This window comes from Actinopolymorpha alba DSM 45243 (genome assembly GCF_000373925.1).
In the GTDB taxonomy this organism is placed as follows: domain Bacteria; phylum Actinomycetota; class Actinomycetes; order Propionibacteriales; family Actinopolymorphaceae; genus Actinopolymorpha; species Actinopolymorpha alba.
In genome coordinates, this window is record NZ_KB892758.1 from 85,775 (window position 1) to 96,237 (window position 10,463).

The window sequence follows — 10,463 nt, forward strand, 5'->3', positions numbered from 1 at the left end:
GCGGCAAGAGCCTGTCCGGTGGCTTGAAGGTTGGTCTCCAACGCCTTGGCCAGCTTCACATCCGCCCCTATCGCGCCGGGGTGAAGGTGCAGTTTGTGCCGCAGCCACGCCGCCGTCGACGTCGCACCAGCCTGCGAGGCAAGCTCATGGGTATCAACGTCGTGGATGGTCCGAAGCCGCAGCGCTTCAGACCGACCAACGATCTTATGTGCCAGCTCCACAGCCTCGGCGCGCTCGGCATCCGTATACGACCAGATGGGGGATTCCAGGATGTCCGCGAGCATGGAATCGACCGCGCCCATCAAGCCCAGCACCGGGTGCGTGGGCGGGGCGCCGGTCGTTATCTCCATGACCGGAACACTATCGGCGACCACCGACAATCACCCGGCCCGAAAGAGCCATTCGAAGGCTCCCCGGAATGTAATTTTGTGTAGCTATGAATTGCTTTCCGTGACCCCTTGTGGAGGTTCACTAAACGATCCGCAGGCCCATTGAATAGACCGGTCGCTGAGGTTTGCTGATCAATGTGAGGGCAGTGGAGACTTCTCCGTGTCCTGACCCGGAAAAGTCTCCACTGCTTCGCCGGATAAGCCGGCGGCTCCCGCGAGCGGCCCACCCACCGCATCCCGCGCGGCCCGCCGGGTCTGCGGCCGCGCGAACCAGCAACCAACCCGACACATCAGCGCGTCCACTTCCCCTCCCACCCACCAATCAACCCCTGCGCCGACCGCCCAACGTCACGCACCAACAGTCCACGTCCGAGAGCCCTTACCCACAAGGGGACTCAGCCGTGATCACGATCTACGGCTGTAGTATTACTAGCCCTGACGACCGACCACTCCGTAGTGGACGGCGAGGTACTCGAACAACACCTGGGTATCGGTCAAGGAACTCGCAGCCCCGAAGCGCCGGGACGATCCGCGCATCGACCCCTGAGATGCGGTGAATTGCTGTGGATCTGGCTCTGTCGTGGGGGTGGGGTGGGCGGCGTCACCAGACCGATCAGGAATCGAGAAGCGCCCAGGACCTAGCCGCGCCTAGCGTGACCGGCAATGGACATCACGTTGACCGCCTGGAGTTAGGCAATGACACGGAACGAGCAAGCAGCCAGTCGCGGAGGGCGCAAGCCCGGTACGCCCGGGGCGCTGTCACGGTGGCTACAGCAGAAAGCGAACGCCCGTACGAACCGCAAGATCCGACGTGGACGCGGCAAGCTCATGGGCATGGACGTACTGATCCTGCACACTGTGGGTCGCCGAAGCGGGCAGCCGCGGGAAACGCCTGTCACGTGGTTCGCCGACGGCGAGGATGCCCGGCTGATCGTCGCATCGGGCGGCGGGAGCCTGCACCCGGACTGGTACGTCAATCTGATGGCGCACCCCGACCGGGCGTCGATCGAGTTGCCCGGCCAAGAAGCCGTGTCGGTGACGCCGCACCGGCTCGATGGAGTCGACCGTGAGCAGGCATGGCAGCGCGTCGCCGCCGCCCAGCCCCGCATGGCGAAGTACCAAAGCAGATCCAACCGGGAGTACCCGGTGATCCGACTCACTCTGCGGTGACAGCATACGCCCGCGGTTGCGGATCGCAGGCTCGAGCCACTTTCCCGTTGGCCGGTCGTTCCACAGCACAGTTCGATGTCAGCCCAAAAGCTCCCCACGAGCGGGCCGCCGGCCGCCCTTCCGCCAGTGGATCGAGCCGGGTTTGGTGGCCTCGCGGCGGATCCCCCACAGGGTGCTTTTGCAGACCGCCTCCTTGATGGCGGCCCCTGCCCGGCCGGCAATGAAGACGTCCAAGGGCGTGTCGTCGCGCCGGGCGACCTGGAAAATCCCGGCGCGCCGACCCAGGCTTATGCACGAGCCGAGGAACGCCTGGTTGATCGTGGCGGGCTGCTCGCCAGCGATCCGGCTCAGCACGGTGGTGGCGGCCTGCGCGCCCATAGGCCCCGCGGCCTGGCAGCTCATCCGCAGCGGTTGTCCCGACGGTGCCGCGGCGTCCCCCGCCGCGACCACACGGTCGTCATCGATGCTGGTCAACGTTTCGTCGGTGAGTAGCCGGCCCAAGGCGTCGGTGCGCAGCCCGCTGACACGGGCCAGCTCGGGCACTCCGAAACCGGTTGTCCAGACGGTCACCGCGCTCGGGAGCACCGCACCGTTGTCGAACACCACCGCGTCGGAACGCACCTCGGCGACCGCTGCGGTCTCCAGCACCTCGACCCCCAGCCGGGAGAGCCGCTTGGCCACCGAACGGCGACCCGGTGCGCTCAGCGACGGCGCCAGCGTTCCGCCGCACACCAGCCTGACCGTCCGGCCTTGCTCAGCTAGCTCGGCGGCTACCTCGATGCCGGTCAGGCCGGCGCCCACGACGGTGATCGGCGCGTCCGGGGGCAGGTCCGCCAGCCTGTCCCGCAGGCGCTGCGCATACTCGAACTCCGCGATCGGATAAGCGAATTCGGCCGCGCCGGGCATGGCCGAGGACGTCCCGCCGGTGCTGCCGACGGCATAGATGAGGTAGTCGTAGTCCAGTTTCCGACCGGAGGCGAGCTTTACCGTTCGGGTATCGCTGTCGATTCGCGCGGCGGCGTCGACAAGCAGGCGGACACCGTCGCCGAGCAGCGAGTCGTAGTCGACGGTGGCGGTCCCGGTGCCGGCGACGAACTGGTGCAACCGGATACGTTGAACGAAGTCCGCGCGCGGGTTCACCAGCGTGATGTCGGCGTCCGTGCGTTGGCGCAGGCCGTTGACCGCAACCGTCCCGGCGTATCCACCGCCGATGACGACCACGTGAGTGTGCTGGTCGGACATGATGTCCCCGTTTCGTCTCTCAGGCTCTCCGTTGGTGTGGTCATGAAAAGCTTGCGGGAATCACGCCGATCTGTTTCATCTGTGAGAGGACGTCGACGACTCCCCAGGTCTCAGCGATTCGGCCGTTAGTAAAGCGGAGGATGAAGATCTCGTTGTACGTAGCGGGCTTTCCGGTTGGTGGTCGGCCCATGTATTCGCCCTGGTGGGTGCCAGTGACCGTATGCCTGGCGACCAGCTTGTCGCCCTCTTCGATCAAATCCTCGGCCGTGATGTGGAGGTCGGGAAACGCTCGGTGGAGCGTCGCGTACACCTCTTTGATTGCTTGCGCCCCGGTCGCTTGTATCGGTAACGGGGTGCGGCTAAGCACGTGGGGACGAGTCGATAGGAACATTCGGGTGGTCGCGCGGACGGCACGAACGGTCGTCGCTCATACTCAGGCGACGAACGAGCATTCGCCGAGGGGACAGCCCGGGTCAGAGAAGTTCGAGGCGCTGGGTCAGGAACCGCCGCTCGGGAGTCGAGGTGGCCAGTTCGAGCGCCCGGCGGTACGCCGCTCGGGCATCTTCGTCGCGGCCGAGACGCCGCAACATCTCGCCGCGGGTCGAGTGGAAGTAGAGGTAGCCGTCCAGGTCGAGGCGGTCGACGGCGCGCAATGCCGCGGCGGGATCGCCGGCTTGGGCGACCGCCACGGCATGGTTGAGCTCCACCACCGGCGAGCCGGTGAGTTCGACCAACCGCAGATACAGCGAGGCCACCTGCGGCCAGTCGATCCGCTCGGCCGTCTGCAGCGCCGCGATCGCCGCCTGCACGACGTAGGCACCGCGCCCGCCCAGCGCGATCGCCCGGTCGAGTACTGCCCGTCCCGCCGTGATCTGGCGCATGTCCCACAGCGACCGGTCCTGATCGTCGAGCAGCACCAGATCCTCGCCGGAGAACCGGGCCCGGCGGCGGGCGTGGTGGATCATCATCAGCGCGAGCAGCCCGTGTGCCTCCGGCGCGTCCGGCATGAGCGCGGTGAGAACTCGCCCCAACCGGATGGCTTCGGCGGCGAGGTCGACGCGGCCGCTGTAGCCCTCGTTGTAGATCAGGTAGATGACGCCCAGCACCGCATCGAGGCGGTCGGGCAGCAGGTGTGCGTCGGGAACCGCGAACGGGATCCCGGTCGCCTTGATCTTGGTCTTGGCGCGGGTCAGGCGCCGCTTCATTGTCTCCTCGGAGACGAGGAACGCCCGGGCGATCTCAGCGGTCTGCAGGCCGCCAAGGGCCCGCAGCGTGAGTGCCACCTGCCCCTCCAGCGCGAGCGCCGGGTGGCAGCAGGTGAAGATCAGCTCGAGCCGTTCGTCCTTGATCACGGTGTCGTCGAATTCGTCCATGACGGCCTCGGCTGCCGGCAGCAGGTGGATCTTCTCGGCCAGGGTGCGCTCCCGGCGGATCCGGTCAATAGCTCGGTTGCGGGCCGTCGTCACCAGCCACGCACCCGGGTTGGCCGGTACGCCCGACGCAGGCCAATGTTGTGCCGCGGTCGCGAATGCCTCCTGCGCAGCGTCTTCGGCCCGCTCGAAGTCAGCGAGGAACCCGACCAGTGAGGCCAGCACCCGGCCCCACTCGTCCCGGAAGACCTCCTCCAGCTCGGTCAGCGCTGCACCACCGGCCTGACCTCCACCGCGCCGCCTGGCCTGGCGGCGGGGATGCGCGCCGCCAGCTCGATCGCCTCGTCCAGATTGGCTGCCTCGACCAGGCAGAAGCCGCCGAGCACCTCCTTGGTGTCCGCGAACGGGCCGTCGGTCATCAGCGTCCGGCCACCGACCACCCGCACGCAGGTCGCCGTCGCGACCGGCTGCAGTCGCGCACCATTGATACACCGGGCGTCGTCGGCCAACGCCAGATACTCGGCGTGTGCCGCCTCCCGTTCCACATCCGACAGCGCCTCCTCATAGCCAGGCTCAGCGTAGATCAGCAAGGCGTACTGCATCGCAACCTCCGGAGTCAGTGTGCTCTCACCTGTACGACGAACGAGCAGCTGCGCAAGAGACACACCACCGGCCACGCGAACCACATCAACCGTGGCAGGCAACAGCATGCCGATCGGCTGCCTGACGATCGCGAGAGCGGCGGCGTCCAGACGCTCCGTGTCCAGGACGCAAGGCCGCGACTGCGCGGTGCGGTTGAGCGGGTGCAACGCTTCGACTGATGCCGGCCATGAACAGGGTGTCGAACCGAGAGGAGGACCTGTCATGAGGAGCCGACACGCCGACGATGGACGCTTCGGATGCCCCGACCTCGACCCGGTCTTGGTGCCGCCGCCGGACCCTGCCGCGTCCGTTTCCGAGGACACCATCACTGACCTGCTCATCCGGACTCGTGAAGAGTCGCTGGGCAGGAAGTCTCTACGACGCCTCCAAGGGAGGAAGCGTTGGACCGTCCCGCTGGTCGCCGCCAGCGCCGTTGCCTTGGTGGGGGCGGGTACCACCGCGGCCCATCAGCTGAACATCGCGCCGTTCCAGACACTCGAGCCTGGCCTCGAGCGCACCACGACTGCCATCCCTGTTGACTACGTGAACTACCGCGATCGCATGGTCCACTGCCAAGCCTTTATCGAGTTCTCCGGGGTCACGTCCACCCAACGCGGACAGATCAACGTTCTGGTCGCCGACACCGACTGGACTGGCTACGGTCAGCGGCTGATCGACTCGGTGCCCGCATCCGACCGGACCAATGTCGATGATGAGGCCGCCGCGCTGGGCGACGCGCTTACTGCGGACCTGACCAGCCGCACGCTCGAGGCTGTGCCGGGCTTGACGGCCGCCAACCAGCCCGGTGTCCCCAGGGTGACGGGAGGCTCGTGGTCGTGTCGTGGGCCAGGAGGTCAAGACGGTGCGCCCTGACGAGGAGCGCGTAACGCGATTGGTTCACAACGAGGCGAGGGGCCTCCTGGCCTACTTCATCCGCCGGGTCCGCCAGCCCGCTGATGCCGCCGACTTGCTTAGCCAGACGCTCTTGGTCATTTGGCGTCGCGTCGAAAAGCTCCCCACCGACGACGCCGGCGCGCGGATGTGGATGTACGGCGTCGCGAACCGCGTGCTCGCCGACCACCGGCGCGGCGAGGTCCGACGTTCGGCACTCACCGAACGTCTTCGGACCGAGTTGATGCAGACACCCAATCCGGACATTGACGCAACCGTCGACGTGCGAGCCGCGCTCGCCCGTCTCCATCCCCTCGATGCCGAGATCATCCGCTTGGTGCACTGGGAAGGTTTCACGCATGTCCAAGTGGCCACGGTCCTAGGTAAGCGATCAAGCACTATCCGCAGCTGCTACCATCGCGCGCGCACACAATTGCGAAGCCTCCTATATGAGGCCGGTGCTCACCGAGGTCAGGACACCGTCTCGACATTGCGCGTGGACAGTCCCGGATGAGTCAGGGTGACCCTGCGACCAACCGCCCGCAAGAAGTCCTGGACGCCTTCGTGGTGCGGGCCGGGTGCTCCTGGCCGACATCGCCGTCGATGTTCGTGATCTAGCCGTTCAGTGAGCACCGGCTCTTCTGCTCAGGACAGCACGCGGTAGGTCACGTGCGCAACCGAGCTCGCCGCTCGCGACTCCACCTGTTCGAGGTTCAGCGGCGGGACACCGTCGAACAGCCGTGCGCCGGCGCCGAGCGTGATCGGCACGATGTGCAGCCGAAGCTCGTCGATCAGGCCGGCGGCGAGGTATTGGTTGATCGTGTTCGCGCCACCCTGAATCATCACGTCGCCGTCCCCGGCCGCCTCACGCGCCTGTTTCAACGCGGATTCGAGTCCGTCGGTGACGAAGTGGTAGGTGGTGCCGCCGTCCATCGGCTGCTGGTCGCGCGGGTAGTGGGTGAGCACGAAGACCGGAGCGTGGAACGGCGGGTTGTCGCCCCACCAGCCTTTCCAGTCCCGATTCCACTCACCGCGCACCGGGCCGAACATGTTGCGGCCCATGATGACCGCGCCGGGCGCCGTCATCTGTTCGACCTCGGCCCGGTTCTCCTCGGGGGTTTCGAACATCCAGGCGTGCAGCCTGTCGCCCCAGCCGTCTCCGCCGTCATCACCGAACGGGCGCTCCTCGGTCTGGTTGGGCCCGGCCACATACCCGTCGGCCGTGATCGTGATGTCGGCGGTCACCCTGCCCATACGTTTGGTCATTGCTCTGTCCTCCTCGTGGCGACCTGCCGTCGCCTTCGCGGCGAGCTTCCTGTCAAGCATCAGCATGGAGCGGCCAGGGCTCCGTGGGCGTCCGCACCAACACGTCCGGAATCCTGCGGACCCGGTCCACATGGACACGGATGCGGTCCGTGTGGTCTAGGCCGACTTGAATCCTGGGTCAGCGGCGTCTGGCGGTGACTGTGACGGCTGGCACGATGGCAAGGAGGGTGAGGATGCCGCCGGCCATGGCGAGGGTGGGGTAGCTGGTGGCGGCGACGATCAGTCCGGAGCCCATGCCGCCGGTGGTCCCGGCGATGGCAATGGCGACGTCCACAGTGCCTTGGGTCTTGGCGCGCGTGGCCAGCGGGACGGCGCCCGTGATGAGAGTGGTGCCGGAGACGAGGCCGAGATTCCAGCCCAAGCCGAGCAGTACGAGGCCGACGGCGAGGAGGGTGACCGAACCGCCTGGGGCGAGGGCAGCGAAGAGTCCGGAGGCAAGGAGGGTGGCACCGGAGGCGATGGCGAGCTTGGTACCGCCGTACCGGTCGACCAGCCGCCCGGTGAGCGGGGAGGGTAGGAACATGGCGCCGACATGCAAAGCGATGACGAGGCCGGCGGCGGCGGTCCCGTGCCCATGGTCGTGCATGTGAACGGGAGTCATGGTCATGATGGCGACCATGACCAGCTGGGTGAGGACCATCACCAGGGCCCCCAACATCAGACCGGAGCCGGGCCGCTGAGCTTCGGTGACGGCGCCGTCGGTGGGTGTGTTGGCGAGTTGCGCGTAGGTCGCGCGGGCGAGCAGGAGGGGGTCGGGGCGCAGCCAGACGGCTAGGACGAGTGCGGCCAGCGCGTAGGCGGTGCCGGCGAGAAGGAAAGGGCCTGCCAGCGGGGGGATGCCCAGCGCCTCGGCCAGGTCGCCGGTGGGTGCGGCAAGGTTGGGTCCAACGACGCCGCCGAGGGTGGTGGCGACGAGAACGGTGGAGATGGCGCGGGCCCGGCTGGCGGGGGCGGCCAGGTCGGCGCCGGCATAGCGGGCCTGGAGGTTGGTCGCGCTACCAGCGCCGTAGACAAAGAGGGATACGAAAAGCAGGACGGGACTGTCGGCAACGGCAGCGGCGATGACCCCGACGGTGCCGAGAGCGCCGGTGAGGTAGCCGGCGGCCAGCGCCGGACGACGGCCGCGGGCATTGGACAGGCGTCCTACGGCGACGGCGGCGAGGGCGGAACCAGCGGTTAACAAGGCACTGGGCAGGCCAGCGAGGCTGGCGGAGCCGAGCATGTCCTGGGCGAGCAGGGCGCCGACAGTGATGCCGGCGGCCAGGCCGGCGCCGCTGAGGATCTGCGCGGTGACCAGGACGGCCAGGATGCGACGCTGCGCCTGTGGATGGGGGGATAGGTCGGTCGCGGCAGGGGTGCTGATCGTCACTGTGGGTCTCTCACTCGGGAGGCTGCCGGTCATGCCAGCTCGCCGGTGGTGACCGGTAGATCGGCCAGGCGCCACTCCAGCATGCCGTCGTTCAGCCGGAGCGCCCGTCGCCCGTGGTCAGCGAGCAGCCGTACCGCGTCGTAGGCGAGCACGCAGTACGAGTCGCGGCAGTAGACGACGATCTCAGTGTCCTCGGGCAGCTCGCCGATCCGCTCGGCAAGCTCGGCGACCGGGATGGACACGGCGCCAGGGATGTGCCCGGCCAGGTATTCCTCCACCGGCCGCACATCCAGCACCACCACGTCGCCGGCCTCCACTTGGGCCCGCACCTCCTCATGGGTCACTTCCTCCGCGTCGGCAGCGCCGAGGTAGGCGTCCCGCGCGGCTGGGACCGCGGCCTGGTGAACTCCGGCGACCTCACGCAGCAGCGCGAACAGCTGCGCGACGTCGTGTCCGGCGAGCCGGTAGTGGATGCGGGTGCCCTCTCGGCGGGTGGCAACCAGGCCGGCCTGCTTGAGGGTCTGCAGGTGGGCGGACGCGGTGGTCAGGCCCAGGCCCGCGGCCTTGGCGAGGGCGTCCACACTGCGCTCGCCCTGGGCTAGCAGGTCCAGCAGTTCCAGGCGCTTGCCGTTGGACAGCGCCTTGCCGGTGGTGGCGAGGGCCTCGTACAAAGCGGCTCTGCGGGTGGGGTCTCCCATAAACAGTCCTCCATAGATCCGTGGAAAAGTGTATGAGGGGTCGCGGGCAGAAAGCTGCGGGGTGGAGTGATTTGTCTCGCGCACTGTCACAACGATCGATCACGCGGTGTCTTGAGGCCGAACCCCAAGAACGAAGGAGACACCATGACTGAGGACACCGAGGTGGTCGTGATCGGCGGCGGATACGCCGGGGTCATGGCGGCCAATCGCCTGACGCAGCGCGACGACGTGACAGTGACGCTGATCAACCAGTGACTTTGGTCTGCGGGGAGGTGCTCGGCCCGTACCTGCACCGGCGGGGTCGACACTCGGTGGCCAAGCGGCTGGCCCAGCTTGGTGTGACCGTGGTCGAAGGCTCCGGCGCGAACGTGACGGCTGTGACGCGCGATGCAGTGCGGCTCGGTGACGGCCGCACGCTGCCGAGCAGGGTGACGATCTGGACCGCCGGGTTCGGCGTGCCGGACCTGGCCGCGCGCAGCGGGCTGAGCACCGACGCCCTGGGCCGCCTGCTGACAGACGAGACCTTGACCAGCGTGGACGACGTACGCATCGTCGCGGCTGGGGACTCGGCGGCACCGTCGGGGCTGCCGCTGCGGATGAGCTGCCAGTCCGCGCGTCCACTGGGCGCGCACGCCGCCGACACGGTGCTCAACCGGATCACGGGTGAGCCACCCGCGCGGATCAACATGGGGTTCTTCGGCCAGTGCATCGGTCTGGGGCGTCGTGGCGCCACCGCCCAGCTCGCCTCCAAGGATGACACCGCGAACGGGTTCTACATCGGCGGCCGTCTTGCCGCGACGATCAAGGAAACTGCTATCAAGGGCGTGCTCAAGGAGCTGGCGAACGAGGCACGCAAGCCTGGTTCGTACAGCTGGTTCATCAAGGATGACAAGCGCCAGCAGTTACTGCGGGCCAAGCGCGGCGAGGCACCGACCATTGCTGAACGGACAGCCTAGCCAGGCATCGGGGGCGGCGCCGCACGCATGCGTTCATCGGTGTTCGACAACCAGGGCCGGCCGTGAGGGAGAGGATCGAGCTATGGGCGACCACGCCACTGACCCGGCGACCGAGACTTTCATCGCCCACCGCAACCTGCTCTTCACCGTCGCCTACGAGATGCTCGGGTCGGCGGCGGATGCCGAAGACGTCCTTCAGGAAACCTGGCTGCGGTGGGTCANGGTCGACGTGGGGCAGGTGCGNGACCAGCGTGCCTACCTGGTCCGGATCACGACCAGGCAGTCGCTCAACCGGCTGCGCACCATGAAGCGCCGCAAGGAGGCGTACGTCGGGCCCTGGCTGCCCGAACCGCTGCTCACCGCACCGGACGTGGCCGAGGACGTCGAGCTCGCCGAGAGCGTGTCGATGG

At 67.6% G+C, this 10,463-nt stretch carries 13 protein-coding genes and 1 pseudogene; 6 read left to right on the forward strand and 8 right to left on the reverse strand.

Annotation, left to right across the window (positions count from 1 at the left end; all coding sequences use genetic code 11):
• A pseudogene (locus B141_RS41545) lies at positions 1–350 on the reverse strand (HNH endonuclease); the annotation flags it as partial.
• Between the two features lie 843 nt (positions 351–1,193).
• On the opposite strand from B141_RS41545, the gene B141_RS0119280 reads away from it, so the two are divergent.
• Entirely contained in the window at positions 1,194–1,559 is a 366-nt protein-coding gene (locus B141_RS0119280; protein ID WP_420313596.1) for a nitroreductase family deazaflavin-dependent oxidoreductase, read from the forward strand.
• 78 nt (positions 1,560–1,637) lie between these two features.
• Here the strand turns inward: B141_RS0119280 and B141_RS0119285 are convergent, their stop codons facing one another.
• The 4 genes from B141_RS0119285 to B141_RS51530 all read right to left on the reverse strand — a co-directional run bounded on the left by B141_RS0119285 (position 1,638) and on the right by B141_RS51530 (position 4,773).
• The gene (locus B141_RS0119285) at positions 1,638–2,801 is read right to left on the reverse strand and encodes an NAD(P)/FAD-dependent oxidoreductase (protein WP_020576826.1); all 1,164 of its coding nucleotides are present in this window, start codon (positions 2,799–2,801) and stop codon (positions 1,638–1,640) included.
• Between the two features lie 40 nt (positions 2,802–2,841).
• Positions 2,842–3,192 carry an ester cyclase gene (locus B141_RS0119290; protein ID WP_084678385.1) on the reverse strand — a complete coding sequence of 117 codons (351 nt, stop codon included), beginning with the start codon at positions 3,190–3,192 and terminating at the stop codon, positions 2,842–2,844.
• Positions 3,193–3,274: 82 nt separating this feature from the next.
• On the reverse strand, positions 3,275–4,396 hold the full coding sequence (locus B141_RS0119295) for an RNA polymerase sigma factor (protein ID WP_020576828.1): 1,122 nt from the start codon (positions 4,394–4,396) through the stop codon (positions 3,275–3,277).
• Positions 4,397–4,434: 38 nt separating this feature from the next.
• On the reverse strand, positions 4,435–4,773 hold the full coding sequence (locus B141_RS51530; protein WP_026257370.1) for a YciI family protein: 339 nt from the start codon (positions 4,771–4,773) through the stop codon (positions 4,435–4,437).
• Between the two features lie 262 nt (positions 4,774–5,035).
• Between B141_RS51530 and B141_RS0119305 the strand changes: the two genes are divergently transcribed.
• Together B141_RS0119305 and B141_RS41550 are read left to right on the forward strand one after the other, a co-directional pair.
• Positions 5,036–5,686 carry a hypothetical protein gene (locus tag B141_RS0119305; RefSeq protein WP_020576830.1) on the forward strand — a complete coding sequence of 217 codons (651 nt, stop codon included), beginning with the start codon at positions 5,036–5,038 and terminating at the stop codon, positions 5,684–5,686.
• On the forward strand, positions 5,655–6,218 hold the full coding sequence (locus tag B141_RS41550) for an RNA polymerase sigma factor (protein ID WP_020576831.1): 564 nt from the start codon (positions 5,655–5,657) through the stop codon (positions 6,216–6,218). Before B141_RS0119305 ends, B141_RS41550 begins: the two co-directional genes overlap by 32 nt.
• A gap of 131 nt (positions 6,219–6,349) precedes the next feature.
• On the opposite strand, the gene B141_RS0119315 is transcribed toward B141_RS41550, so the two are convergent.
• The 3 genes from B141_RS0119315 to B141_RS0119325 form a co-directional block, all read right to left on the reverse strand.
• Entirely contained in the window at positions 6,350–6,970 is a 621-nt protein-coding gene (locus B141_RS0119315) for a dihydrofolate reductase family protein (protein WP_026257372.1), read from the reverse strand.
• 178 nt (positions 6,971–7,148) lie between these two features.
• Complete coding sequence (locus B141_RS0119320; RefSeq protein WP_020576833.1) at positions 7,149–8,399, reverse strand: MFS transporter; 1,251 nt, start codon at positions 8,397–8,399, stop codon at positions 7,149–7,151.
• A 29-nt stretch (positions 8,400–8,428) separates the two neighbouring features.
• Positions 8,429–9,097, reverse strand: a complete 669-nt coding sequence (locus B141_RS0119325; protein WP_020576834.1) for an ArsR/SmtB family transcription factor — start codon at positions 9,095–9,097, stop codon at positions 8,429–8,431.
• 144 nt (positions 9,098–9,241) lie between these two features.
• Here B141_RS0119325 and B141_RS51535 point away from each other — a divergent pair, with 144 nt between their 5' ends.
• From B141_RS51535 to B141_RS0119340, 3 genes are all read left to right on the forward strand, one after another.
• Positions 9,242–9,352, forward strand: coding sequence for an FAD-binding protein (locus tag B141_RS51535; protein ID WP_237742736.1), 111 nt, complete (start codon positions 9,242–9,244; stop codon positions 9,350–9,352).
• 17 nt (positions 9,353–9,369) lie between these two features.
• Positions 9,370–10,053 (forward strand): NAD(P)/FAD-dependent oxidoreductase, encoded by a 684-nt coding sequence (locus tag B141_RS0119335; protein ID WP_420313597.1) that lies wholly within the window; start codon positions 9,370–9,372, stop codon positions 10,051–10,053.
• Positions 10,054–10,135: 82 nt separating this feature from the next.
• The coding region (locus B141_RS0119340; protein ID WP_020576835.1) for a sigma factor at positions 10,136–10,463 on the forward strand (328 nt) is incomplete at its 3' end.